Raw genomic sequence first — 24,496 nt, 5'->3', positions numbered from 1 at the left:
GTCCGTTCGGGCCATTCAAGATTGGGCCCGAAGGGGGTGTTGCGCTGTGCCCACCTTCCGTAACGTCCCAACTGGCAGCGGTGAATATGCCGCTGCCGCCGTGGGGGAGCCTCGATTCGGGAGAGGACGGCGCCGGTATGGGCTGGGTAGCTGACTGGAGTGCGCAGGCGGCCTGCCGCACTACCGATCCGGATGAACTTTTCGTGCAGGGAGCGGCGCAGAACAGGGCGAAGGCGGTGTGCACCGGATGCCCGGTGCGGACCGAGTGCCTCGCCGACGCCCTCGACAACCGGGTGGAGTTCGGCGTGTGGGGCGGGATGACGGAGCGCGAGCGCCGGGCCCTGCTGCGCAGGAGGCCGACCGTCACCTCGTGGCGCCGGCTCCTGGAGACCGCGCGGACCGAGTACGAGCGCGGAGCGGGCCTGCTGCCCGTGGCGATCGAGGACGACGCCACGTACGAGGCGTACGCCGCGGTCGGCTAGCCCCAGGGCTCAGTACGCCGAGATCGGCCAGCCCCGGGGCCTCGTACGCCGCGGTGGGCTGGGAGCCGGTGGCTCGTACGCCGGAGCCGGTCGGGTGCAGGACGGTACGCCGAGGTCGGCTGGGAGCCGGCCCTTACGCCGGAGCCGGTCGCGTGCCGGACCATGCGTCGCGGTCGATCGAGTGCCGGACCGAACGGCGCGGTCGGCTGGTACCGGGCCGTGCGAGAAGACGTGCGACAAGACACGTGCGACAAGACACGTGCGAGAAGACGTGCGTACGCGTGCCGATACGCGTGCTCGTGCGCGAGACGGCTCAGGCCGAGGGCGTCCGCCCCGCCGTGAGCCGGTCACCGATGGCCCGCAGCCCGGCGAGGTCGTGCACATCGCCGGGCAGGGCGGCCACTTCGGTCACCGCCACCTCGGGGTGGAGCGCGGTGAAGCGGTCGCGGGTGCGCTGCTCACGCGCGAGCACCCGCATGCGCTCGGCATGCAGGCGAAGAAGTCCCGCGGTGAGATGGGGTACGTCGACGTCCGACGCGTCTGTTTCCTGTGCCGGTGCGGCTGTGGGGGCAGCCTCGGATACGGAGTGCGGTGCGGCGGCGGTGGCGAGATCGTTCGGCTCGTGCTCGGATTCGGGCTCGGCTTCGGTGGCCGGGGAGCCACCCCGAGCAGCATTCCCGTCCGGCTGATCCACCATGCGCCCCTCCTCAAGATTTTCCGCGGCGGCCCGCGCCCGCTCGGCCGACAGCCAGGAGGCGCCGCTGCCGTGGACGCGGTTGAGGACGAGCCCGGCCAGTGGCATGTCCTCGGAGTCCAGCCGCTCCACGAAGTACGCGGCCTCGCGCAGCGCGTCCCGCTCCGGCGTGGCGACCACGAGGAAGGCCGTGCCCGGGGCCTGGAGCAGCCGGTACGTCGCGTCCGCGCGCGTCCGGAAGCCGCCGAACATCGTGTCCATCGCCGCCACGAACGTCTGCACGTCCTTCAGGAACTGACCCCCCAGCAGCTTCCCCAGGGTCCCCGTCATCATCGACATGCCGACGTTGAGGAACTTCATCCCGGCCCGGCCGCCCACCTTCGCCGGGGCCATGAGCAGCTTGATGAACTTCCCGTCGAGGAAGGAACCGAGCCGCTTCGGCGCGTCCAGGAAGTCCAGCGCCGACCGGGACGGCGGGGTGTCGACGACGATCAGGTCCCAGTCGTCGCGCGCCCTGAGCTGGCCCAGCTTCTCCATCGCCATGTACTCCTGCGTACCGGCGAATCCGGCCGACAGGGACTGGTAGAACGGGTTCTCCAGGATCGCCCGCGCCCGCTCGGGCTCCGCGTGCGCCTCGACGATCTCGTCGAAGGTCCGCTTCATGTCCAGCATCATCGCGTGCAGCTCGCCGCCGTCCGAGCCCTTGATGCCGTCGACCTTGCGCGGGGTGTTGTCGAGGGAGTCGATGCCCATGGACTGGGCGAGCCGCCGTGCCGGGTCGATGGTGAGGACGACGACCCGACGGCCGCGCTCCGCCGCCCGCACGCCGAGGGCCGCCGCCGTGGTCGTCTTGCCGACCCCGCCCGCGCCGCAGCAGACGATGATGCGCGTCCCCCGGTCGTCGAGGATCGGATCGAGAGCGAGGACGGGCGCGTGGTCGAGCCCACCGCCGCCGGGGGTCGCCTCGGCGCCCTCGGCCCCGGCGCCTGCCTTCTCCGTCACGCGCCCACCCCTTGCTTCCGCAGTTCCTTCGCCAGCCGGTAGAGGCCGGCGATGTCCGCCCCGTCGCCCAGGAAGGGGAGTTCGTACGAGGGGACGCCGACGCCGTCCAGGACCGAGCGCTGCGCCCGCTCCAGCTCCACCCGCCGCGCGTGCTCGGAGGCCTGGTCGAGCAGCGGCTCGACCAGGCGCGCGCCGCCCGCGACGCCGGCGGAGGCCAGGGTCCGGGCGATCGCCGCGCGGTGGTCGCCGGAGGCGGCCCGTACCGCCGCCTCGTCGAGGACGTGCGGGCGGACCATGTTGACCACGACCCTGCCCACCGGCAGTTCCGCGGCGCGCAGCTCCGCGATGCCGTCCGCGGTCTCCTGGACCGGCATCTCCTCCAGGAGGGTCACCAGGTGCACCGCGGTCTCGGGGGACTTGAGGACCCGCATGACGGCCTGCGCCTGGTTGTGTATCGGGCCGATCCTGGCCAGGCCCGCGACCTCGTCGTTCACGTTGAGGAAGCGGGTGATGCGGCCGGTGGGCGGCGCGTCCATCACCACGTGGTCGTAGACCGGGCGGCCGTCCTTCTCGCGCCGCCGGACCGCCTCGCACGCCTTCCCGGTCAGCAGCACGTCCCGGACGCCCGGCGCGATCGTCGTCGCGAAGTCGATCGCGCCCAGCTTCTTCAGGGCCCGCCCCGCGCCGCCCAGCTTGTAGAACATCTGGAGGTAGTCGAGGAGCGCGCGCTCGGCGTCGATCGCCAGCGCGTACACCTCTCCGCCGCCGGGGGCGACGGCGATCTTGCGCTCCTCGTACGGAAGGGCTTCCGTCTCGAAGAGCTGTGCGATGCCCTGCCTGCCTTCGACCTCGACGAGGAGGGTCCGCTTCCCCTCCGTCGCGAGGGCGAGGGCGAGGGCGGCGGCGACCGTCGTCTTACCGGTACCGCCCTTGCCGCTGACGACCTGGAGCCTGCTCACACCGTCGAGCCTAACCACTGGCGGCCGCGCGCAATCAGCGGACCGTCCCGGAGAAGCCACCTAGGGGCGGCCTCGGGGGAGCCGGGAAGGGAGCGGGGAGCGCAGCGGATACAGTCGGCCCCATGACCAAGTGGGAGTACGTCACGGTGCCGCTTCTGGTGCACGCGACCAAGCAGATTCTGGACACCTGGGGCGAGGACGGCTGGGAGCTCGTCCAGGTCGTGCCCGGGCCGAACAACCCCGAGCAGCTCGTGGCCTACCTGAAGCGGGCCAAGTCGTGAGCGGGACCGTCGAGGCGCGGATCGCCGAGCTCGGACTGACCCTGCCCGAGGTCGTGCCGCCGATCGCCTCGTACCAGCCGGCCGTGCAGTCCGGCGTGTACGTCTACACCTCGGGCCAGCTCCCGATGGTGGCGGGCAAGCTTCCGGTGACCGGCAAGGTCGGCGCCGAGGTCACGCCGGAGGAGGCCAAGCAGCTGGCCGCCACCTGCGCGCTCAACGCGCTCGCGGCCGTGAAGTCGGTCGCCGGTGACCTCGACCGCGTCAAGCGCGTCGTGAAGGTCGTGGGCTTCGTCGCCTCCGCCGCCGACTTCACCGGCCAGCCCGCCGTCATCAACGGCGCCAGCGAGCTGCTCGGCGAGATCCTCGGCGAGAAGGGCGTGCACGCGCGCAGCGCCGTCGGCGTCACCGTGCTGCCGCTCGACGCGCCGGTCGAGGTCGAGGTCCAGGTCGAGCTCGTCGACGCCTGATCCCACCCGCACACCTCCGCACGCCTCCGCACACCTCGTGCGACGGGGAGCCGGTTTTCCACAGCCCTGGGAAACCGGCTCTCGTGCATTCCGATGCTTGCGCATAGCATCCGGCCATGTCGAATGGTCAGCCGAAGCAGGCGAAGCAGTCGAACGGTCAGTGGTACCCCGCGGAGTGGCCCGACCGCATCCGCGCCCTCGCCGCCGGCGAGCTCACCCCGGTGGAGCCCCGGCGCGCCGCCACCGTCCTGCTCCTGCGGGACGGGGCCACCGGGCCCGACGTCCACATGCTGCGCCGCCGCACCTCGATGGCCTTCGCGGGCGGTGCGTACGCCTATCCCGGCGGCGGCGTCGACCCGCGCGACGAGCAGCCGGTGCGCTGGGCGGGCCCGTCCCTGGAGACGTGGGCGGCCCGGCTCGGCCTCGACGACCCGGCGCAGGCCCAGGCCGTCGTCTGCGCCGCCGTGCGCGAGACGTTCGAGGAGGCGGGCGTGCTGCTCGCCGGGCGGACCGAGGACGGCGTCGTCGGCGACACCACCGACGAGGACTGGGAGCGGGACCGGGTGGCCCTGGTCGCCCGGGAGCTGTCCTTCGCCGACTTCCTGGACCGGCGCGGGCTCGTCCTGCGCTCGGACCTGCTGGGCGCGTGGGCCCGCTGGATCACCCCGGAGTTCGAGCAGCGGCGGTACGACACCTGGTTCTTCGTGGCGGCGCTCCCGGCCGGTCAGCGCACCCGGGACGTCTCCGGGGAGGCGGACCGCACGGTCTGGATCCGTCCGGCGGAGGCCGCCGCGGGCTACGACCGGGGCGAGCTGACGATGATGCCGCCGACGATCTCGACCCTGCGCACCCTGGAGCCGTACGGGACGGCCGCCGACGCGCTGGCGGCGGCCGCGGAGCAGGACATGGCCCCCGTCCTCGCGCAGGCGCGCCTGGAGGGCGACGAGCTGGTCCTGAGCTGGCCGGGGCACGAGGAGTTCACCAAGGTCCTCCCCGCCGGGGGTGAGCGATGAGCGACGCCGCCGCCCTGCCGGGGCAGCCGCGCGGTCTCGTGGTCTCCGGACCCGCGACCGACCGCGCCGTGAACGTCCTGGCGCCCAACCCGTCCGCGATGACCCTCGACGGCACCAACACCTGGCTGCTCTCCGAGCCGGGCTCCGACCTCGCCGTCGTCGTCGACCCGGGGCCGCTCGACGACGGGCACCTCCGTCAGGTGATCGACACCGCCGAGCGGCTCGGCAAGCGGATCGCGCTGACCCTGCTGACCCACGGCCACCCGGACCACGCCGAGGGCGCGGGCCGGTTCGCGGAGCTGACCGGGACGGCCGTGCGGGCCCTCGATCCGGCGCTGCGGCTGGGGGACGAAGGTCTCGGCGCGGGGGACGTGGTGGCGGTCGGCGGTCTGGAGCTGCGGGTCGTCCCGACGCCCGGGCACACCTCCGACTCGCTCTCCTTCCACCTCCCGGCCGACCGGGCGGTGCTGACGGGCGACACGATCCTGGGGCGCGGGACGACGATGGTCGCGCACCCGGACGGGCGGCTCGGGGACTATCTGGACTCGCTGCGGCGGCTGCGCTCGCTGACCGTGGACGACGGGGTGCGCACGGTCCTGCCGGGCCACGGGCCGGTCCTGGAGGACGCGCAGGGCGCGGTGGAGTTCTACCTCGCGCACCGGGCGAGCCGGCTCGCCCAGGTGGAGACCGCGGTCGAGGCCGGGCACCGGACGGCGACGGAGGTCGTCGCCCACGTGTACGCGGACGTGGACCGCTCCCTGTGGCCGGCGGCCGAACTGTCCGTACGGGCCCAGCTGGAGTACCTGAGGGAGCACGGCCTGGTCTAGGGGGCGACGTACGGGCCGGGAGCGGCGCCCGGCCCGGTGCCGAGGGAGCGGCCGGGCCCCCGTCCCGAGGAGGGAGGCCAGGAGGCCAGGAGGCGGAGCCGGGGAGGCACGGGGAAGGCCTCGCCCCGGCGTCCCGAGGAAGGAGACCGGGAGGTGGGGCCCCGGTCGTCACGATCCTGTCCCGAGGCGACCCCCGCTCTTTTGGCGTTCCTGACCCGTGTTTTACGCTCCGCTTACTTCTGGCCGTAGCTTTCGGGGGGAACGCCCGTGTTCGTCATCGCCATCCTGTTGGTCATAGCCGCAGTGGTGCTCTATTTCGTAGGCCGCGCCAACGACTCCACCGGGCTGAAGTTCGGTGCCCTGGGCGCGGTCCTGGCCGGCCTCTTCTCGCTGATCGTGAGCATGACGTACGTGATCAGCGCGTACGAGGTCGGCGTCCCGGTCGCGTTCGGCAAGGTGGGGCAGCCGATGGCCTCGGGCATGCACGTGAAGTCGCCGTTCACGGACGTCACGACCTTCTCCACCCGCCCGGTCGACCTCAACCTCTCCGACAAGGACGTGGTCGAGGTCCGCTCATCCCAGGGCGGCGTCATGTACGCCGAGGTGACCGTGAAGTGGTCCGTCGACCAGGCGAAGGCCGTCGAGCTCTACAAGCTCGCGGGCAGCGAGGACGCCATCCAGCAGCGGCTGGTCTACCCGGACAGCCGCGAGATCGTCCGTAACGTCTTCGCCCACTACACGAGCGAGCAGGGCTACGCCTCCGCCCGGGAGAAGATCAACGCCGAGCTCGGCCGCCTGATCACGGACCGCCTGGCCCCGCGCGGCATCGACGTGACCACGGTCAACCTGCGCAACGTGAAGCCCTCGGACTCCCTCCAGGCCCAGATCGACCGCAAGATCCAGCAGCAGCAGGCCACCGAGCGGGCCCTGGAGGCCTCCCGTACGGCGAAGGCCGAGGCCGACCGGCGCCGGATCGAGGCGGAGGGCATCTCCCGCGCCAACAAGATCCTCAACGACTCGCTGACGGACAAGGTCCTGATGAACCAGTGCATCGACGCGTACAAGGAGGCCGCGGCGAAGAACCCGGTCTACGCGGTGCCCTGCGGGAACGCCGGCTCCGCGCCGGTGATCGTGGACGGCTCCAAGCGCTGACCGTCCCGGAGGACGCGGAAAGGCCGCCCCGGTCCTCGGACCGGGGCGGCCTTCGCCGTACGCCTGGGAGCTAGCGCGAGCGCTTCGCGAGGCGCTCCACGTCCAGCAGGATCACCGCGCGGGCCTCCAGCCGCAGCCAGCCGCGCTGGGCGAAGTCGGCGAGCGCCTTGTTGACCGTCTCGCGGGAGGCGCCGACCAGCTGGGCCAGCTCCTCCTGGGTGAGGTCGTGGACGACGTGGATGCCCTCCTCCGACTGCACGCCGAAGCGGCGCGACAGGTCGAGGAGCGCGCGGGCGACACGGCCCGGGACGTCGGAGAAGACCAGGTCGGACATCTGGTCGTTGGTCTTGCGCAGGCGGCGGGCGACGGCGCGCAGCAGCGCGGTGGCCACCTCGGGGCGGGCGTTCAGCCAGGGCTGGAGGTCGCCGTGGCCCAGGCCGAGGAGCTTGACCTCGGTCAGCGCGGTCGCGGTGGCGGTGCGCGGGCCCGGGTCGAAGAGGGACAGCTCGCCGATCAGCTCGCCGGGGCCGAGGACGGCCAGCATGTTCTCGCGGCCGTCGGGGGAGGTGCGGTGCAGCTTCACCTTGCCCTCGGTGACCACGTACAGGCGGTCACCGGGGTCGCCCTCGTGGAAGAGCGCGTCGCCACGGGCGAGCGTCGCCTCACTCATCGAGGCGCGCAGCTCGGCGGCCTGCTCGTCATCGAGCGCCGCGAAGAGCGGGGCGCGCCGCAGAACGTCGTCCACGAGTTCTCTCCTACTGTCGACCTGCTCAAAGGACCTGGGTCCCATGATGCCGGACGCACAAAACAGTGCGATCAATCACAACAAGTTTGACGCACCGGGCGGCCCGTCCGTACGTCAGGGGCCGATTGAGCTCCGATCGGCCGTGCCCGGGGCGGATGTCGGTGGCGACGCCTAGGCTGGCCGGGTGTCCAACTCGCCGGTGAGAGCGCAGGCCAAGGGGGCTGAAAGAGTGTCGGGCGAAGGTGATTCCGCTGTGGGCGAACACGGCGTGTCCAAACGGGCGAAAGCCGCAAATAGGAAGGCGGTGAAGCCCGAGTCGCGGCTCGCGATGGTCCGCCGGGCGCGCCGGATCAACCGCGAGCTGGCCGAGGTCTATCCGTACGCCCATCCGGAGCTCGACTTCCGCAACCCCTTCGAGCTGCTCGTCGCCACGGTGCTCTCGGCCCAGACCACCGACCTGCGGGTGAACCAGACGACCCCCGCCCTCTTCGCGAAGTACCCGACGCCCGAGGACCTCGCCGCGGCCGTACCCGAGGAGGTCGAGGAGCTGATCCGGCCGACCGGGTTCTTCCGCGCGAAGACCAAGTCGATCATGGGCCTCGCCGCCGCGCTCCGGGACGACTTCGACGGGCAGGTCCCGGGCCGCCTCGACGACCTCGTCAAGCTTCCCGGCGTCGGCCGCAAGACCGCCTTCGTCGTCCTCGGCAACGCCTTCGGAGTCCCCGGCATCACCGTCGACACCCACTTCATGCGCCTCGCCCGGCGCTGGCGGTGGACCGAGTCCGATGACCCGGTGAAGATCGAGGCCGAGATCGCCACGATCTTCCCGAAGAGCGAGTGGACGATGCTCTCGCACCGGGTGATCTTCCACGGCCGCCGGATCTGCCACGCCCGCAAGCCCGCCTGCGGCGCCTGCCCGATCACCCACCTCTGCCCCGCGTACGGCGAGGGCGAGACCGACCCCGAGAAGGCGAAGAAGCTGCTCAAGTACGAGAAGGGCGGCTTCCCCGGCCAGCGGCTGAACCCGCCGCCCGGCTACCCGGGCCGCCCGGCGCCCCCGCTCGGCGGCGGAGCCTGAAGCCCGCCCCGGGCCGGCGGAACAGGGGAAACACCGCCACCCCGGGCCGGCGGAACGGCGGGAGTCCCGCCGCCTCGGGCTGGCGGGAGCACCGCGCCTGTTCCCCGAGCGGCCCCCTCCGGAATCCCAGGTGCCGCCGCACCACCATCCGGAAACCCCGGTGGTGCCACACCACCGGGAACGAACCCGTCCATCGATCGCGTTGTGAACCACGGGGGTGCCGATGACGCGCACTGACGAAGAGATCCACGGGCCCGGCACGGCCGGCCTGCTCAGCCGCGACGGGCTGCCCGACTGGCTCGGGCCCGTCGACCGGGCCGCCCGCACGGTCAGGCCCGAGCAGCTGAGCCGCTTCCTGCCGCCCGCGAGCGGTGCCGGCCGCCAGTCCGCCGTCCTCGTCCTCTTCGGCGAGGGCGAGCGCGGACCCGAGCTGCTCCTCATGGAGCGGTCCGGCAGCCTCCGCTCGCACGCGGGACAGCCCTCCTTCCCCGGCGGCGCCCTCGACCCCGAGGACGGCGACCCGGCCGACGGCGGACTGCTGCGCGCCGCGCTGCGCGAGGCCCAGGAGGAGACCGGCCTCGACCCGCGGGGCGTCCAGCTCTTCGGCGTGCTCCCCCCGCTCTACATCCCGGTCAGCCGCTTCGTCGTGACCCCCGTCCTCGGCTGGTGGCGCGCGCCCAGCCCGGTCGGCGTCGTGGACCCGGGGGAGACCGCCCGCGTCTTCACCGTGCCCGTGGCGGATCTCACGGATCCCGAGAACCGCGCGACGGCCGTGCACCCGAGCGGCCACCAGGGCCCCGCCTTCCTCGTCGCATCCGCTCTGGTCTGGGGTTTTACGGCCGGAGTCATCGACCGGCTCCTCCACTTCGCCGGCTGGGAGCGCCCCTGGGACCGGTCCAAGCAGGTCCCGCTCGACTGGCGCTCATGACAGGCTGATCTCCGGGCGGGCCGGCCTGAGGGCCGACCTGCCCCGGTTGACCGGGAAACGAATCTGCGAGGCTACTGACGGTGAACGTGCTGGACATCCTGTTGCTGCTCGCCGCCGTGTGGTTCGCGATCATCGGTTACCGCCAGGGATTCGTGGTCGGAATCCTCTCGGTGATCGGCTTCCTCGGCGGCGGACTCGTCGCCGTTCTGCTGCTCCCGATCCTCTGGGACCAGCTCACCGACAACAGCGAGGTCTCGACCACCGCCACCGTCGTCTTCGTGATGGTGGTCATCGTCTGCGCCTCCGTCGGCCAGGCCTTCACCACCCACCTCGGCAACAAGCTGCGCCGCCACATCACCTGGTCGCCGGCCCGCGCCCTGGACGCCACCGGCGGCGCCCTCGTCAACGTCGTCGCGATGCTGCTCGTGGCCTGGCTGATCGGCTCCGCCCTGGCCCGCACCTCGCTGCCCACCCTGGGCAAGGAGGTACGCAGCTCCAAGGTGCTGCTCGGGGTCGAGCAGGTGATGCCGGATCAGGCCTCCGGCTGGTTCGACGACTTCAGCTCCACCCTGGCGCGCAGCGGCTTCCCCCAGGTCTTCAGCCCCTTCGCGAACGAGCCGATCACCCCGGTCACCCCGCCCGACCCGGCGCTCGCCGACAGCCCGGTCGCCTCCCGCGCGCAGCGCTCCATCGTGAAGGTCGTCGGCACCGCGCAGAGCTGCGGGAAGGTCCTCGAAGGCACCGGCTTCGTCTTCGCCGACCGCCGCATCATGACCAACGCCCACGTCGTCGGCGGCGTCGACGAACCGACCGTCCAGATAGGCGGCGAGGGCAAGCTCTACGACGCGAAGGTCGTCCTCTACGACTGGCAGCGCGACATCGCGGTCCTGGACGTGCCGGACCTCAAGGCCACACCGCTGAACTTCACCGACGAGGACGCCCGCAGCGGTGACGACGCGATCGTCGCCGGATTCCCGGAGAACGGCTCGTACGACGTCCGCTCCGCCCGCGTGCGGGGCCGCATCAGCGCCAAGGGCCCCGACATCTACCACCGCGACGAGGTGCGCAGGGACGTCTACTCGCTGTACGCGACGGTCCGCCAGGGCAACTCCGGCGGCCCGCTCCTCACCGAGGACGGCGAGGTGTACGGCGTGATCTTCGCCCGCTCCCTCGACGACGCGAACACCGGATACGCCCTGACGGTCGACGAGATCCGCGAGGACATCGAGCACGGCCGGACCGCCGACCGGCAGGTCGACACCCAGGCCTGCGCCCTCTGACCCGTCCGCCGGGACCCCGCACCGGGCGGGGCCTGGTGAGAACGGGCCCCGGCCCCCGGGTCAGGCCGTCCTAGGCGGTGTCTCTGGCGTGCAGGAGCCGCGCCGAGACCCAGCGGGCCCGGCGTCGCAGGATGCGCGAGATCCCCACCGCCTGCACCGCGTGGCCCTGGTCCGGCGGGCCACCCCTCTCGCGGGAGCCCGGCCCCGTGGCCGAGCGGCGGTCGCGTGCTGTCGTGTCACCGTAGTCGTGCGTCCAGCCCATACCTCGACGTCTGCCCGGGGGCCAAGGTCGGTAACCTCCCCGGGGCCCGCCAATTGGAGTATGCGCCAGGCACATGGCCGTTCGACGGACGCCTGTGCGCCGACGGCTTCGTGACGGAGGCTCAGCGGTCGGGCTCGGGGTCCTTCAGCCAGTTGACGAGCTCCGTGGTGAAGGCCGCCGGGTCCTCCTCGTGCGGGAAGTGCCCGAGCCCGTCGAAGAGCCGCCAGCGGTACGGCGCCTCCACGTACTCGCCCGATCCCGCGGCGCTGCGGGTCCGCATCACCGGGTCCAGCGAGCCGTGCAGGTGCAGCGTCGGCACCCGTACCGGCCGCTTCATGCGCCGGTTGAACTGGATGCCGTCGGGCCGGGCCAGCGACCGCACCATCCACCGGTACGGCTCGATCGAGCAGTGCGCCGTGGACGGCACGCACATGGCCCGCCGGTACGCCTCGATCGCCTCCTCGTCGACCGGCCTCGGCCCCGACCAGTCACGGATCAGCTCGCCCACGAGCGCCCCGTCGTCCGCCACGAGCTGACGCTCCGGCAGCCACGGACGCTGGAAGCCCCACACGTGCGAGCCGGCCCGCGACTGGGCGAAGTCGGAGAGCATCGCCGAGCGCCAGCGGCGCGGGTGCGGCATCGAGGAGACCACGAGCCGGCGCACCAGCTTCGGCCGCATGACGGCGGCCGTCCAGGCCAGGTAGCCGCCGAGGTCGTGCCCGACGAGCGCCGCGTCCGGCTCGCCGAGCGAGCGGACGACGCCGGTGATGTCGAGCGCGAGGTTGGCGGGGTCGTAACCCCGCGGGGTCCGGTCGCTGCCGCCCACCCCGCGCAGGTCCATCGCGACCGCCCGGAACCCGGCCTCGGCCAGGGCGGGCAGCTGGTGGCGCCAGGTCCACCAGAACTGCGGGAAGCCGTGCAGGAGCAGCACCAGCGGGCCGTCGCCCATCTCGGCGATGTGGAAACGGGCACCGTTGGCGGCCACGTCGCGGTGGGTCCACGGCCCGTCGAGGCGCACGGGCCCGCCGTTGCCGCCACTGCTGCTCTCGGGGAGGGTCATACCGATGAGCGTGCCACAGAGGAGGCCTTCTCCAGGGCCGGGCGCTGCTCCGGACGGGGGTGCGGCTTCACGTTCTGCATGATCGCCGCCGTCTGCTTGGCCGAGGCGATGGACTTCTCCGGCGGCTTGACCTTCTTGAACTTGGAGTACGCGATCAGGCCGAGCAGGGCCGCGAGCAGCACGTTGAAGGCGAAGGACAGCAGGAAGCACCAGACGAGGTTCCAGCCCCCGTTGCCGTTGTGCCCGCCGGTCCAGGTGTTGATGGCGTACGCGAGCGCGAAGCTCAGCATCGGCAGCGAGAACAGCAGCACCACGAGGGCGCCGACGCCCATGATGCTGCCGAACACGCCGCGCTTGACGTCCTGTCGCAGTTCGGCCTTGGCCAGGGCGATCTCGTCGTGCACCAGCGCGGACATCTCGGCGGTCGCCGAGGCGACCAGCTGGCCGAGGCTGCGCTCGGTTCCGTCGAACGGGTCGCTCATCGCTGCTCCCTCTTCTCTTCTGGTCCGAGGTCCTCTTCTACGGTGCGAGTCCTCTTCCACGGTCGCATCAGATCATGCCGGACGGTCGGCCCCGTCGCGCGATGCCCCCGCCAGTCGGGCGCGCTCGCGGTGCTCCGCGGCCTTCCGCTCGTGGATCCGGGCCATCCGCAGGTGGTACTCGGGGTTGTCCTGCTCGTAGATGTCGGGGATGCCGTCCTCGTCCTCGTCGCGCTCCTCCTCGGAGACGAGGGCCTGGTACTTCCGGACCCGGAGCTTCAGCAGGAGGGAGGCGAGGACCGCCGCGATGAGCGAGCCCATCAGGACGGCGGCCTTCACCTCGTCGGTGAGCACGGCGTCGCCGGCGAAGGCGAGCTCGCCGATGAGGAGCGACACGGTGAAGCCGATCCCGGCGAGGGTGGCGACGGCGAACACGTCGGGCCAGGCCAGGTCGGGGTTGAGCTCCGCGCGGGTGAAGCGGGCGGCGAACCAGGTGCCGCCGAAGATGCCGATCGCCTTGCCGACGACGAGACCGAGGACCACGCCGAGGGTGACCGGCTGGGTGAAGACGTCCCGGATGGCCCCGCCGGAGACGCTCACCCCGGCCGAGAACAGGGCGAACAGGGGCACGGCTAGCCCGGCCGACAGCGGGCGGACCAGGTGCTCGATGTGCTCGCCGGGGGACTGCTTCTCGCCCTCCCGGGTGGTGCAGCGGAGCATCAGGCCCATGGCGACGCCGGCGATGGTGGCGTGGACGCCGCTGTTGTACATCAGGCCCCAGATGACCAGGGCCAGCGGCACGTACACGTACCAGCCGCGGACCTCCTTGCGGAGCAGCACCCAGAAGACGACGAGTCCGGCGACGGCGCCGCCGAGCGCGGCGAAGTTCAGGTCGCTGGTGAAGAAGATCGCGATGATCAGGATGGCGAACAGGTCGTCGACGACGGCGAGCGTGAGCAGGAAGGCGCGGAGCGCCGAGGGCAGTGAGGTGCCGATGACGGCGAGCACGGCGAGCGCGAAGGCGATGTCGGTGGCGGTGGGCACGGCCCAGCCGCTCGGGGAGCCGCCGCCGACGGTGTTGACCAGGGTGTAGACGAGGGCGGGGGCGGCCATGCCGCAGAGCGCGGCGACGACGGGGAGCATGGCGGCCCTGGGGTCGCGCAGCTCGCCCGCGACGAGCTCGCGCTTGAGCTCGATGCCGGCGACGAAGAAGAAGACCGCCAGGAGGCCGTCGGCGGCCCAGTGCTGGATCGACAGGTCGAGGCCGAGGGCGGCGGGGCCCAGGTGGAAGTCGCTGACGGTCTCGTAGCTCGCGCTGAGCGGGCTGTTCGCCCAGACGAGGGCCGCGATGGCGGCGAGCAGGAGCAGGACGCCGCCGACGGTCTCGGTGCGCAGCGCGTCGGTGAGGTACCGCCGCTCGGGGAGCGAGAGACGGCCGAGGAACTTGCGGTCGGTGGACACGGACACGGGGGAGACCTCCGTCGGGCAGGCAGGGCGAAGCACATGCCGACCAGACTTCCCGGCTCACCTAGGTCTTTCTGTCGCGTTCCTGACGCGGTCTTTACTTTACCTAACGAGCCCGAGTGGTGTCCGGCGGGATTCACTTTAGGGAGATTCACCCTTTTCGTCCCGTCGGGAACGCGAACGCCCGCCCCGGGCGGAAGCGGCTCGGGGCGGGCGTTCGCGCGCGTCTGCGGGGCGGTCAGTCCTCGCTGGACGAGGCCGGCAGCTGGGTCTGGATGAGCGACATGACGGAGGAGTCCGTCAGCGTGGTGACGTCACCGAGCTCACGGTTCTCCGCGACGTCACGGAGCAGACGGCGCATGATCTTGCCCGAGCGGGTCTTCGGCAGCTCCGCCACCGGCAGGATCCGCTTCGGCTTGGCGATCGGGCCGAGCGTCGCGCCCACGTGGTTGCGCAGGTCGGCGACCAGGCCCTCGTCCTCGCTCGCCGTGCCGCGCAGGATGACGAAGGCGACGATCGCCTGGCCGGTGGTCTCGTCGGCGGCGCCGACGACGGCCGCCTCGGCGACCGACGGGTGCGAGACGAGCGCCGACTCGACCTCGGTCGTCGAGATGTTGTGCCCCGAGACGAGCATGACGTCGTCGACCCGGCCGAGGAGCCAGATGTCGCCGTCGTCGTCCCTCTTGGCGCCGTCACCGGCGAAGTACTTGCCCTCGAAGCGGGACCAGTACGTGTCGATGTAGCGCTGGTCGTCGCCCCAGATGGTGCGGAGCATCGACGGCCACGGCTCGGTGAGCACCAGGTAGCCGCCACCGCCGTTCGGGACCTCGTTCGCCTCGTCGTCCACGACGGTGGCGGAGATGCCCGGCAGCGGGCGCTGGGCGGAGCCCGGCTTGGTCTCGGTGACGCCCGGCAGCGGCGAGATCATCATCGCGCCGGTCTCGGTCTGCCACCAGGTGTCCACGATCGGGGTCTTGTTGGCGCCGATGTGCTCGCGGTACCAGACCCAGGCCTCGGGGTTGATCGGCTCGCCGACCGAGCCCAGCACGCGGAGGCTGGACAGGTCGAACTTCGCGGGGATGTCGTCGCCCCACTTCATGAACGTGCGGATCGCCGTGGGCGCCGTGTAGAGGATCGTGACGCCGTACTTCTGCACGATCTCCCAGAACCGGCCCTGGTGCGGGGTGTCCGGGGTGCCCTCGTACATGACCTGGGTCGCGCCGTTGGCCAGCGGGCCGTAGACGATGTATGAGTGCCCGGTGACCCAGCCGATGTCGGCGGTGCACCAGTAGACGTCGCTCTCCGGCTTGAGGTCGAAGACGGCGTGGTGGGTGTAGGCGGCCTGGGTGAGGTAGCCGCCGGAGGTGTGCAGGATGCCCTTGGGCTTCCCCGTGGTGCCCGAGGTGTACAGGATGAAGAGCGGGTGCTCCGCGGGGAAGGCCTCCGGGGCGTGCTCGGCGGACTGCCGGGCGACGATGTCGTCCCACCAGACGTCCCGGCCCTCGGTGAAGGCCGTCTCCTGGCCCGTACGGCGGACCACGAGGACGTGCTCGACCTGCGGGCACTTGGCGACGGCCTCGTCGATGGCCGGCTTGAGGGCGCTCGGCTTGCCTCGGCGGTAGCCGCCGTCGGCGGTGACGACCAGCTTGGCGTCGGCGTCCTGGATGCGGGAGGCGACGGCGTCGGCCGAGAAGCCGCCGAAGACCACCGAGTGGGCGGCGCCGACACGGGCGCAGGCCAGCATCGTGATGGCTGCCTCGGGGATCATCGGCAGGTAGACGGCGACGCGGTCGCCCTTGCGCACGCCCAGCTCGGTCAGGGCGTTGGCGGCCTTGGAGACCTCGTCCTTGAGCTCGGCGTAGGTGATCGCGCGGCTGTCGCCGGGCTCGCCCTCGAAGTGGATGGCGACCCGGTCGCCGTGACCGGCCTCGACGTGCCGGTCGACGCAGTTGTACGCCACGTTCAGCTCGCCGTCGGCGAACCACTTGGCGAACGGCGGGTTCGACCAGTCGAGGGTCTCGGTCGGCTCGGTGGCCCAGCTCAGTCGCCTGGCCTGCTCGGCCCAGAAGCCCAGCCGGTCCGCCTTGGCCTGCTCGTACGCCTCCGCCGTCACATTGGCGTCCGCGGCCAGCTCGGTGGGCGGCGCGAACCGCCGCTCTTCCTTGAGCAGGTTGGCCAAGGATTCGTTGCTCACGACATCTCCCTTTCCCAGGGCGTCCTCTGTGCGTATGTGTCCCGCGTCATACCTCATCAGTCGAAGGCCCGGGTGACAAGAGCATCCAGAGAATTGGTTTAGACCTGTGAGCGGCCAGACGCGCGGTGGCCCCTTCTTCCCGAGCGGTGGGAAGAAGGGGCCACACAGTCTCACGGCCGGTCGGGGCGGAAGGTTCAGGACGCGCGCGCCGCCTCCCGCTGCCCCGTCGGCATGACCTGGGTGAAGACGTCGTCGTAGCCGTGCACCTCGTCCGTCCCGGAGAGGAGGTACGCCTGCGCCTCGCCCACGTGGAAGTACACGCCGTGCAGCGTCAGCGTCCCCTCGGCCAGCCGGCGCGCCACCGGCTCGTACGCCCGCAGGTGCTCCAGCTGCTGGACCACGTTCGTCAGGCAGAGCTGCTCGACCGCGTCGGCCGGGAGGCGCCCGGAGATCCGGGCCCAGGCGTGGCGACGGCTCGCCATCCGCTCCAGGCTGGGCAGACCGTGCCGCAGCCAGCGGCGGAGCGGGGTCGGCGGGTCGTCCGGACCGCCGTTGAGCAGGGCCTGCATCGCACCGCAGCCCGAGTGGCCGCACACGGTGATCGACGAGACCCGCAGCACGTCCACGGCGTACTCGATCGCCGCCGCCACCGAGTCGTCGCCGCTCTCCTCGCCGGGGAGCGGGACGAGGTTGCCGACGTTGCGCACGGTGAAGAGGTCACCGGGGCCGCTGGAGGTGATCATGCTGGTGACGAGACGGGAGTCGGCGCAGGTCAGGAAGAGCTGCGAGGGCCGCTGGCCCTCCCGAGCGAGCCGGGCGAGCTCGTCCCGCACGAGCGGGGCGGTGTTCCGCTGGAACTTGCCGATGCCGCTCGCCAGGTGCAGCCCCGCCGACGGTCCGGCCCCGGCGGTGCCGGTGGCCTCGTCGGCCTCGCCGGTGCCGGTGGCCGGGGCGGGCCGCTCCCCGCACTGGTGGTTGTGCCAGGGCGTCCAGGGGCGGCAGCAGGGGTGCGCGGCGGACGCGGTGACGGGGGTGGGATCGGCGATCCTGGCGCCGGACGGGCCCGTCGTCTCGACCGTCCCGCCGTGGGCCAGGTGCCCGGTGGTCCAGTCGCTCAGGCTCTCGTAGGCGGCGTGGTCCATGAACGACCCGTCCAGCTCGACCACCACGTCGGAGCCGTGCGGCAGTTGGTGCAGGGCCCGGCTGAGCCGGGGCACGGCGAGGAAGGTCAGCTGGCCCCGGACGTGCAGATGATGGCGTCCGTCCCGCTCCTCCCGGGTGATCCGGGTGCGGGTCAGCCGGTTCAGGGCGACCGCGATGGCCACGGCGATGCCGAGGGCGACGCCCTCCAGGATGCCGATGAGGACGACACCGGTCAGGGTCACCGCGTAGACGACGACCTCGCGATGGCGCGTGACCGTACGGATGTGCGTGATGCTCACCATCTGGATGCCGACCACCATGACGAGCGCGGCGAGCGCGGGCAGCGGGATCAGGTCGAGCACCGGCACGAGCAGCAGGGCCGCGAGGACGATCCACAGGCCGTGCAGCATCGTCGAGGTGCGGCTCACCGCGCCCGCCGAGACGTTCGCGACGCTGCGGACCGCGACACCGGCGACCGGGAGGCCGCCGAGCGCCCCGGAGAGCACGTTGGCCGCGCCCTGTCCGGCGAGCTCCCGGTCGAGGTCGGAGCGGGGGATGCCCCGGCCCCGGTCGGCACGGGCGGCGACGAGCTTGTCGACCGCGACGGCCGACAGCAGCGACTGCACGCTCGTGACGAGGGTGATCGTGAGGACGCCGGCCGCGATGCCGAGGACCGGCCCCTCGGGCAGGCCGGGCAGCGCGTGGCTGCTCCAGGACGGCAGGTGCACGCGCGGTACGGCGAGTCCGGCGACGGTGGCCACCGCCGTCGCGCCGGCGACCGCGACGAGCGCGGCCGGGAGCTTGCGCGCGATCCGCCCCGCCCGGCCGGGCAGCCGGGGCCAGCACAGCAGCGCGGCCACCGTGAGGGCGCTGATGGCGAGCGCGGCGGGCTGGGCGCTCGCCAACTCGGCGGGCAGCCCCAGGACGTTGTCCACGGCGGAGCTCTGGGGGGTGCCGCCGAGCACGATGTGGAGCTGGGCGAGGGCGATGGTGACGCCGATGCCGGCCAGCATGCCGTGCACGATCGCGGGCGAGACGGCGAGCGCCGAGCGGGCCACGCGCAGGGCGGAGAGGGCGATCTGGGTGAGCCCGGCGAGGACGGTGATGGCGCAGGTGGTGCGCCAGCCGTACCGCTGGATGAGCTCGGCGGTGACGACGGTGAGTCCGGCGGCGGGGCCGCTCACCTGGAGCGGCGAGCCGCCGAACCGCCCGGCGACGATGCCGCCGACGGCGGCGGCCACCAGGCCGGCCTGGAGCGGGGCTCCGGTGGCGAGCGCGATGCCCAGGGACAGCGGCAGCGCGATCAGGAAGACGGCGACGGACGCGGAGAGGTCGGCGCCGGCGACGCGGAAGCGGCGGGGCCCCTCCGGCGGGCTGTGAGGCCGCTGGATCCGGGGCCGGTTGGTCGTGCGGTCAGGGGTGCAGAGGGTCATTCCCGTCTCCTCCGGGGCAGCGCGGTCGCGGCTCTTGCGGGGTGCAGCGGCGGGATTCCCGGCGAGTGACTCCGACGGGGACATCAACGCTCGGTAAACGAATCGTAATGGAGAGTAAAGCCTGCGGCATTATTTTCGGGGCAAATAGGGCAATGATTCACCGGTTCCGGTGACAGAACGTGTGCATGCCGCTTGTCGTTGACGCCCCTCGGTCCTCCTGGTGCGACGTTGGCGCCGCTTGTACGGAAATCGTTTGTAGGGAAATCCGAGGATCTGAGGAGAGGTGCGCGGATGTCAGTCGCCCGCAGAACCACCACCGTCCGGAAGAGGGCGCTCGCCGTCGGCGCCGCCACCCTCGCCCTCGCCACCGGCCTCGCCGGCTGCTCGGGCTCCGACGACGCCGCCACGAAGGGGGTGCACGGCGGCGCGGGCGCCAAGAAGCCCCCGGCCGCGGCCCCGCAGGCCGTACCGCGGCTGATCGGCGACGGCTCGACCGCCTTCACCGGCGCCCAGCCCCACCAGCCGGTCTGGGCCAGGCTCAAGCCGGGCGAGGCGCCGCCGCAGTTCGTGGTCTTCTCCTGGGACGGCGCGGGCGAGGACAGCCAGAAGCTCTTCTCCCACTTCCGCACGGTGGGCAAGAAGTACGACGCGAAGATGACCTACTTCCTCAGTGGCGTGTACCTGCTGCCGGAGGAGAAGCGGGCGCTCTACGACCCGCCGCAGCACAACGCCGGCAGCTCCGACATCGGCTTCAACGACGCCGAGGGCATCCGTGCCACCGTCCGCGAACTGCGCGGCGCGTGGCAGGAGGGCAACGAGATCGGCACCCACTTCAACGGTCACTTCTGCGGGAAGGAGGGCGGCGTCGGCAACTGGTCGGTCGAGGACTGGAAGAGCGAGATCAACCAGGCCAAGTCCTTCGTCAAGAACTGGAAGACCAACGCCGGACTGCGTACCGAGCAGCCGCTGCCCTTCGACTACGACAAGGAGCTCGTCGGCGCCCGCACCCCCTGCCTGGAGGGCCGGAACAACTTCGTCCAGGCGGCGTCCCAGATGGGCTTCCGCTACGACACCAGCGGCGTCAACGACCAGATCTGGCCCAAGAAGGACCTGGGCCTGTGGGACCTGTCGATGCAGCTCGTGCCGGTCCCGGGCCGCGCCTTCCAGACGCTCTCCATGGACTACAACTTCCTGGTGAACCAGTCTCCCGGCACGACCCAGGGCGACCCCTCCCAGCAGGAGTACTGGGGCGACCAGATGCGCGACGGTCTGGTGCAGGCCTTCGACCGCTCCTACCGGGGCAACCGCGCGCCGCTGATCATCGGCAACCACTTCGAGTCCTGGAACGGCGGCACCTACATGCGCGCCGTCGAGGAGACCATCGCCACCGTCTGCGTGCAGAAGGACGTCAAGTGCGTCTCCTTCCGCCAGCTGGCCGACTGGCTCGACGCCCAGGACCCCGACGTCATCGCCAAGATGCGGACCCTGAAGGTGGGCGAGGCCCCGACGGCCGGCTGGAAGGCCTTCCTCGCCCCGCAGCCGGCCGCCCAGGCGGGCGCCCCGGCCACCCAGCCGGCCGCGCGTCACTGAGCGGTCGCGCGGCACTGAGCGGTCGTACGGCACTGGGCGGTGGTGCGGCACCGAGCGGTCGTACGGCACTGAGTGGTCGTGCCGCGCTGAGCGGGGGGCGCAGCGCACTGAGTGGTCGGGTGGCTCGGAGCCGGGGGCGCGTGCGGGTACGGGCGGGGCGCGGTCCTAGGCGGGCTGTGCCGTGCTGAGCCCCTCGTCCAGCACGAACTCGGGGTCGACCTGCGCCGCCAGGTCGGCCCCGGTCTTCGCGTTGCCCCAGCTCTCCGCGTTGCGCAGGTGGAAGTGGACCATCTGGCGCGTGTAGCGCTCCCAGTCGCGGTGGGCGTACGAGTCGTCCGCCGCGTCCTGGAGCGTCTGGAGCGACATGCGGTTGTCCGCCTCCAGGAGCTCGAAGCGCGGCGGGCGGCCCTTCTCCATCGCGCGGACCCAGTCCGAGTGACCGACCGTCACGAGCAGGTCCTCGCCGACCTCCTCGCGCAGGAAGTCGAGGTCGTCCTGGCCCTGCACCTTGTTGCCGACGACCTTGAGCGCCACGCCGAAGTCCCGCGCGTACTCCTTGTACTGGCGGTAGACCGAGACGCCCTTGCGGGTCGGTTCGGCGACCAGGAAGGTCATGTCGAAGCGGGTGAACAGACCCGACGCGAAGGAGTCCGAACCCGCCGTCATGTCGACGACCACGTACTCGTCGGGCCCGTCGACCAGGTGGTTGAGGCAGAGTTCCACCGCCCCGACCTTCGAGTGGTAGCAGGAGACCCCGAGGTCCGACTCCGTGAACGGACCGGTCGCCATCAGCCGGATGTCACCGTCGTCGAGCGGGACCGGGCGGGCACAGGCCTCGTACACCGGGTTGTCCTCGCGGACCCGCAGCAGCCGCGAACCCTCCCCGGGAGGTGTCGTCTTGATCATCGTGTCGGCGGAGGCGATCCGGGGATTGCTGCCCCGCAGGTACTCCTTGATGAGCGGAAGGTGCGCGCCCATCGCGGGCAGCGCGGCGGCCTCCGCCTCGGGCAGGCCGAGGGCGGCGCCCAGGTGCTGGTTGATGTCGGCGTCGACGGCGACGACCGGCGCTTCGTTGGCGGCGAGGTGGCGGATGAAGAGCGAGGACAGCGTCGTCTTGCCGCTGCCGCCCTTCCCCACGAAAGCGATCTTCATGTTCACCTAGGGTAGCGGTTCGATCGCGGCGCGTGGTCGGAGTGCGTGAAGAAGACCACTCCATCGTGGGGCGGGCCGTCGGGACGCGTAGCCTCCCTACTTATGAGTACGCACGCCTCTGACCCCTTGGCCGCCCTCGGCTCCCTGCCGGGCGTCGCCGAAGCGGTGGACTCCGTACGCAAGGCCGTCGACCGGGTCTACGGCCACCGCGTGATGCGCCGCCGCAGCAACGAGATCTCCTCCGAGGCGGCCCTGCGCGGCGCACGCGGCTCGGCCGCCCTCTCCGGGGCCGACTGGGCCCTGGAGGAGGTCCGACGGCGCACCGACTTCAGCGTCGACGCCGAGGCCCGCACGGTCGGTGCCGCGCTGCGCCTGGGCGCCGAGGCCGGGCAGCTGCTCTCCATCTGGCGCCAGTCGCCCCTGCGCGTACTCGCCCGGCTCCACCTGGTCGCCGCCGGTGACGCGGGCGTCCTGGGCGGCACCGGCCCGGGCGACACCGTGGGCCGGCCCCGGCTGGACGGCGAGAGCGTCGACGAACCGCTGATCGACGGCCCGGTCCCGACCCCCGCCGAGGTCGCGGGTCGGCTGGACGGACTCGCCGAGCTGATCGTGGCGGGCAGCGAGGCCCCGGCGCTCGTGGCGGCCGCCGTCATCCACGGCGAACTCCTCGCGCTGCGCCCCTTCACCTCGTACAACGGCCTGGTCGCGCGCGCGGCGGAGCGGATCGCGCTGGTCGGCAGCGGCCTCGACCCCAAGGCGATCTGCCCGGCGGAGGTCGGCCACGCGGAACAGGGCCGGGCGGCCTACCTGGCCGCGTTCGAGGGGTATCTGTCGGGCACCCCGGACGGCATGGGTGCCTGGATCGCGCACTGCGGACGTTCGGTCGAGCTCGGGGTCCGTGAGTCGACGGCCGTCTGCGAGGCCCTCCAGCGCGGCGCCGCCTGAGCCTCATCCTCGGGGGTCTCGGGCGTCTCGGGGATCTCGGGGTCTCAGGGGGAAGCCCCACGGACGGCACGGGACATGGATCCACGGGCGGCGGGCGCGCAGGGCGGCGGCCCCGCCGGGCAGCGACCCCACTGGGTAGCCGCCGACCCCTGGCATGGGTTGCGGCGGCACCAGTCCTGGTACCGCCGCTGGCACTTCCACCCAGTTACCAAGCGTCCTCGATATGTGCCCATCAGGCCGGGAGCTTTGCCCGTGGCCTGGTGCGGCTGGCCCGTAATCGACGGGTCGACGTCGCGTGGGTGCCCGGTTTCGGTGCTAGGTCCGTGGGGCCTTGATGCTCAACAGGTGATCCTCTCGGATGTCCTCGGTCTCGCGGGCCTGATTCCTTTCTACTCCTGTCCGGGTGGAAGCGAAAGTGCTGGATCCGCTTCCTTCGCAGGTGGATCAAATTCGGGCAAAGTCCCCGGCGAGCCGCTGGGAGAGGGCGGCCTGGCGGCGCCGGGCCGCGTACCAGACGAGTCCGGCCCCGACGGCCGCCGCTCCCACCGCCGCGGCGGCGACGAGCGTGGGGCGCGGTGGCATCCGGAACGCGGGCAGTCGCTGCTTGAGGCGTACCGGCTTCTCGAAGGCGAGGACCGGCCATTCCCGGGCCACGGCCTCGCGGCGCAGCGTCCGGTCGGGGTTGACCGCGTACGGGTGGCCGACGGCCTCCAACATGGGGATGTCGGTCGCCGAATCGCTGTACGCGTAGCAGCGCGAGAGGTCGTAGCCCTCCGACTTCGCGAGCTCCCGGACCGCCTCCGCCTTCGTCGGGCCGTAGGCGTAGTACTCCACCTCCCCGGTGAAGCAGCCGTCCCCGCCGACCACCATCCGGGTGGCGACGACCCGGTCGGCGCCGAGCATCTCGCCGATCGGCTCGACCACCTCGGCCCCGGAGGTGGAGACGATCACGACGTCGCGGTCGGCGGCGTGGTGTCCCTCGATGAGGGACGCCGCTTCGTCGTAGATGATCGGGTCGATCAGATCGTGAAGGGTCTCGGCGACGAGCTCCTTCACCTGGGCCACGTTCCAGCCTTTGCAGAGCGCGGAAAGGTATTCACGCATCCGCTCCATCTGGTCGTGATCGGCTCCGCCCGCCAGGAAGACGAACTGGATGTAGGCCGTCCGCAGGGCGGCGCGGCGGCTGATCAGTCCGCCCCGGTAGAAGGACTTGCTGAAGGTCAGCGTCGATGACTTCGCAATGACCGTCTTGTCCAGGTCAAAGAAGGCGGCTGTGCGCGGCAAGGAGTGGTTTTCCACAAGCCCGAGCATAGGTGCCCGCCATTCGGCGTACGCTGGGGCGCGTGGGTTTGCCTGAGAAGGCTCTCGGGTACACCATGGAAGTCACGGATCGTTCGCGACCGTGCTAACCCGGTCCGGCTCCTCCCCCCCCGAGTCGGCCGGAGAGACGACCCCCGCTCTCCCCCCCGGCGGGGGTCGTCGCATGTCCGGAGCCGTTTTGGCCCTGTGCGCCATCGTCCGCTCCCTTCCTTCCGCTCTTCGGTCCCGCGTCGGCCGGAGCCCCGGTCGACCTTCGATTCGTCACTCACAGTAATCGACAGGCTGCGTTCCGGACAGCCCCTGGATGGGTGGCGAAGTTATTCACAGCCCCTCGCCTATCCACAGTTTTTCGGCAGGATCGGCACGATTTCCGATGCGGCCCCACGGTGATTCCTGTCGCGAAGTTCGCGGACGGCAGGAATCACGAGAGGGGAGTGCGCCGTGGAGACATCCAGGACTTCCGGGGCCAGGGGTGCGGAACGCGGTTCGGCGCCGTGGGGAAGGGACCCGTGGGACCCGGAGCCGCGAGGAGTCGGCGCGCCGGGT

General features: G+C 71.8%; 22 protein-coding genes. 11 read left to right on the top strand and 11 right to left on the bottom strand.

What is annotated here, in order from left to right; translation table 11 throughout:
* The first annotated feature begins 137 nt into the window (after positions 1-137).
* Positions 138-482: a WhiB family transcriptional regulator gene (locus tag ACFYXU_RS29155; RefSeq protein ID WP_015034550.1), complete on the top strand. Its 345-nt coding sequence runs from the start codon at positions 138-140 to the stop codon at positions 480-482.
* 313 nt (positions 483-795) lie between these two features.
* Here the strand turns inward: ACFYXU_RS29155 and ACFYXU_RS29150 are convergent, their stop codons facing one another.
* Together ACFYXU_RS29150 and ACFYXU_RS29145 are read right to left on the bottom strand one after the other, a co-directional pair.
* Positions 796-2,178, bottom strand: coding sequence for an ArsA family ATPase (locus ACFYXU_RS29150; RefSeq protein WP_376514265.1), 1,383 nt, complete (start codon positions 2,176-2,178; stop codon positions 796-798).
* Entirely contained in the window at positions 2,175-3,137 is a 963-nt protein-coding gene (locus ACFYXU_RS29145) for an ArsA-related P-loop ATPase (RefSeq protein ID WP_329854802.1), read from the bottom strand. Before ACFYXU_RS29145 ends, ACFYXU_RS29150 begins: the two co-directional genes overlap by 4 nt.
* Positions 3,138-3,259: 122 nt before the next feature.
* On the opposite strand from ACFYXU_RS29145, the gene ACFYXU_RS29140 reads away from it, so the two are divergent.
* From ACFYXU_RS29140 to ACFYXU_RS29120, 5 genes are all read left to right on the top strand, one after another.
* Positions 3,260-3,418, top strand: a complete 159-nt coding sequence (locus tag ACFYXU_RS29140) for a DUF4177 domain-containing protein (RefSeq protein ID WP_015034547.1) — start codon at positions 3,260-3,262, stop codon at positions 3,416-3,418.
* The gene (locus tag ACFYXU_RS29135) at positions 3,415-3,885 is read left to right on the top strand and encodes a RidA family protein (RefSeq protein ID WP_376514267.1); all 471 of its coding nucleotides are present in this window, start codon (positions 3,415-3,417) and stop codon (positions 3,883-3,885) included. The genes ACFYXU_RS29140 and ACFYXU_RS29135 overlap by 4 nt, the downstream gene beginning before the upstream one ends.
* Positions 3,886-4,001: 116 nt before the next feature.
* On the top strand, positions 4,002-4,898 hold the full coding sequence (locus ACFYXU_RS29130) for an NUDIX hydrolase (RefSeq protein WP_329854798.1): 897 nt from the start codon (positions 4,002-4,004) through the stop codon (positions 4,896-4,898).
* A complete protein-coding gene (locus tag ACFYXU_RS29125) occupies positions 4,895-5,725 on the top strand; it encodes an MBL fold metallo-hydrolase (RefSeq protein ID WP_376514269.1) in 831 nt (276 codons plus the stop codon). Before ACFYXU_RS29130 ends, ACFYXU_RS29125 begins: the two co-directional genes overlap by 4 nt.
* 267 nt (positions 5,726-5,992) lie before the next feature.
* On the top strand, positions 5,993-6,877 hold the full coding sequence (locus ACFYXU_RS29120; RefSeq protein WP_329854794.1) for an SPFH domain-containing protein: 885 nt from the start codon (positions 5,993-5,995) through the stop codon (positions 6,875-6,877).
* 70 nt (positions 6,878-6,947) lie between these two features.
* On the opposite strand, the gene ACFYXU_RS29115 is transcribed toward ACFYXU_RS29120, so the two are convergent.
* Positions 6,948-7,622, bottom strand: a complete 675-nt coding sequence (locus ACFYXU_RS29115) for a Crp/Fnr family transcriptional regulator (protein WP_015034542.1) — start codon at positions 7,620-7,622, stop codon at positions 6,948-6,950.
* A 229-nt stretch (positions 7,623-7,851) separates the two neighbouring features.
* Here ACFYXU_RS29115 and nth point away from each other — a divergent pair, with 229 nt between their 5' ends.
* From nth to ACFYXU_RS29100, 3 genes are all read left to right on the top strand, one after another.
* Positions 7,852-8,700: an endonuclease III gene (gene nth, locus ACFYXU_RS29110; protein WP_376514271.1), complete on the top strand. Its 849-nt coding sequence runs from the start codon at positions 7,852-7,854 to the stop codon at positions 8,698-8,700.
* 223 nt (positions 8,701-8,923) lie between these two features.
* Positions 8,924-9,628, top strand: coding sequence for an NUDIX hydrolase (locus tag ACFYXU_RS29105; RefSeq protein WP_376514273.1), 705 nt, complete (start codon positions 8,924-8,926; stop codon positions 9,626-9,628).
* An 80-nt stretch (positions 9,629-9,708) separates the two neighbouring features.
* A complete protein-coding gene (locus ACFYXU_RS29100) occupies positions 9,709-10,908 on the top strand; it encodes a MarP family serine protease (RefSeq protein ID WP_389460749.1) in 1,200 nt (399 codons plus the stop codon).
* A 70-nt stretch (positions 10,909-10,978) separates the two neighbouring features.
* Here ACFYXU_RS29100 and ACFYXU_RS29095 read toward each other — a convergent pair whose 3' ends face one another.
* From ACFYXU_RS29095 to ACFYXU_RS29070, 6 genes are all read right to left on the bottom strand, one after another.
* Positions 10,979-11,170, bottom strand: coding sequence for a hypothetical protein (locus tag ACFYXU_RS29095; RefSeq protein WP_361395258.1), 192 nt, complete (start codon positions 11,168-11,170; stop codon positions 10,979-10,981).
* Between the two features lie 121 nt (positions 11,171-11,291).
* Complete coding sequence (locus tag ACFYXU_RS29090) at positions 11,292-12,230, bottom strand: alpha/beta hydrolase (protein WP_329854787.1); 939 nt, start codon at positions 12,228-12,230, stop codon at positions 11,292-11,294.
* A complete protein-coding gene (locus ACFYXU_RS29085; RefSeq protein ID WP_361395255.1) occupies positions 12,227-12,712 on the bottom strand; it encodes a phage holin family protein in 486 nt (161 codons plus the stop codon). The genes ACFYXU_RS29090 and ACFYXU_RS29085 overlap by 4 nt, the downstream gene beginning before the upstream one ends.
* Positions 12,713-12,784: 72 nt before the next feature.
* Positions 12,785-14,176, bottom strand: a complete 1,392-nt coding sequence (gene nhaA / locus ACFYXU_RS29080) for a Na+/H+ antiporter NhaA (protein WP_389460746.1) — start codon at positions 14,174-14,176, stop codon at positions 12,785-12,787.
* A 235-nt stretch (positions 14,177-14,411) separates the two neighbouring features.
* Positions 14,412-16,367 (bottom strand): acetate--CoA ligase, encoded by a 1,956-nt coding sequence (gene acs, locus ACFYXU_RS29075; protein WP_389407725.1) that lies wholly within the window; start codon positions 16,365-16,367, stop codon positions 14,412-14,414.
* Between the two features lie 194 nt (positions 16,368-16,561).
* Complete coding sequence (locus tag ACFYXU_RS29070) at positions 16,562-18,943, bottom strand: SulP family inorganic anion transporter (RefSeq protein WP_376514284.1); 2,382 nt, start codon at positions 18,941-18,943, stop codon at positions 16,562-16,564.
* Positions 18,944-19,234: 291 nt separating this feature from the next.
* Between ACFYXU_RS29070 and ACFYXU_RS29065 the strand changes: the two genes are divergently transcribed.
* Complete coding sequence (locus ACFYXU_RS29065; RefSeq protein WP_389407724.1) at positions 19,235-20,533, top strand: hypothetical protein; 1,299 nt, start codon at positions 19,235-19,237, stop codon at positions 20,531-20,533.
* 165 nt (positions 20,534-20,698) lie between these two features.
* Here ACFYXU_RS29065 and ACFYXU_RS29060 read toward each other — a convergent pair whose 3' ends face one another.
* Positions 20,699-21,685, bottom strand: a complete 987-nt coding sequence (locus tag ACFYXU_RS29060; RefSeq protein ID WP_389460744.1) for an ATP-binding protein — start codon at positions 21,683-21,685, stop codon at positions 20,699-20,701.
* A 102-nt stretch (positions 21,686-21,787) separates the two neighbouring features.
* Here ACFYXU_RS29060 and ACFYXU_RS29055 point away from each other — a divergent pair, with 102 nt between their 5' ends.
* The gene (locus ACFYXU_RS29055) at positions 21,788-22,630 is read left to right on the top strand and encodes an oxidoreductase (protein WP_389460742.1); all 843 of its coding nucleotides are present in this window, start codon (positions 21,788-21,790) and stop codon (positions 22,628-22,630) included.
* 444 nt (positions 22,631-23,074) lie between these two features.
* On the opposite strand, the gene ACFYXU_RS29050 is transcribed toward ACFYXU_RS29055, so the two are convergent.
* Entirely contained in the window at positions 23,075-23,941 is an 867-nt protein-coding gene (locus ACFYXU_RS29050) for an HAD family hydrolase (RefSeq protein ID WP_389460740.1), read from the bottom strand.
* Positions 23,942-24,496: the final 555 nt, after the last annotated feature.

Source organism: Streptomyces sp. NPDC002232 (assembly GCF_042890295.1).
Classification (GTDB): Bacteria; Actinomycetota; Actinomycetes; order Streptomycetales; family Streptomycetaceae; genus Streptomyces.
Note: the sequence above shows the minus strand (reverse complement) of the source record. Positions and strands in the feature narration are given on the sequence as shown.

Coding starts and splice junctions, on each gene's coding strand:
- ACFYXU_RS29125 (WP_376514269.1), top strand. CDS start 4,895: ATGAGCGACGCCGCCGCCCTGCCGGGGCAGCCGCGCGGTCTCGTGGTC.
- ACFYXU_RS29050 (WP_389460740.1), bottom strand. CDS start 23,941: ATGCTCGGGCTTGTGGAAAACCACTCCTTGCCGCGCACAGCCGCCTTC.
- ACFYXU_RS29070 (WP_376514284.1), bottom strand. CDS start 18,943: ATGACCCTCTGCACCCCTGACCGCACGACCAACCGGCCCCGGATCCAG.
- ACFYXU_RS29130 (WP_329854798.1), top strand. CDS start 4,002: ATGTCGAATGGTCAGCCGAAGCAGGCGAAGCAGTCGAACGGTCAGTGG.
- ACFYXU_RS29055 (WP_389460742.1), top strand. CDS start 21,788: ATGAGTACGCACGCCTCTGACCCCTTGGCCGCCCTCGGCTCCCTGCCG.
- ACFYXU_RS29105 (WP_376514273.1), top strand. CDS start 8,924: ATGACGCGCACTGACGAAGAGATCCACGGGCCCGGCACGGCCGGCCTG.
- ACFYXU_RS29090 (WP_329854787.1), bottom strand. CDS start 12,230: ATGACCCTCCCCGAGAGCAGCAGTGGCGGCAACGGCGGGCCCGTGCGC.
- ACFYXU_RS29155 (WP_015034550.1), top strand. CDS start 138: ATGGGCTGGGTAGCTGACTGGAGTGCGCAGGCGGCCTGCCGCACTACC.
- ACFYXU_RS29065 (WP_389407724.1), top strand. CDS start 19,235: ATGTCAGTCGCCCGCAGAACCACCACCGTCCGGAAGAGGGCGCTCGCC.
- ACFYXU_RS29060 (WP_389460744.1), bottom strand. CDS start 21,685: ATGAAGATCGCTTTCGTGGGGAAGGGCGGCAGCGGCAAGACGACGCTG.
- ACFYXU_RS29140 (WP_015034547.1), top strand. CDS start 3,260: ATGACCAAGTGGGAGTACGTCACGGTGCCGCTTCTGGTGCACGCGACC.
- ACFYXU_RS29095 (WP_361395258.1), bottom strand. CDS start 11,170: ATGGGCTGGACGCACGACTACGGTGACACGACAGCACGCGACCGCCGC.
- ACFYXU_RS29085 (WP_361395255.1), bottom strand. CDS start 12,712: ATGAGCGACCCGTTCGACGGAACCGAGCGCAGCCTCGGCCAGCTGGTC.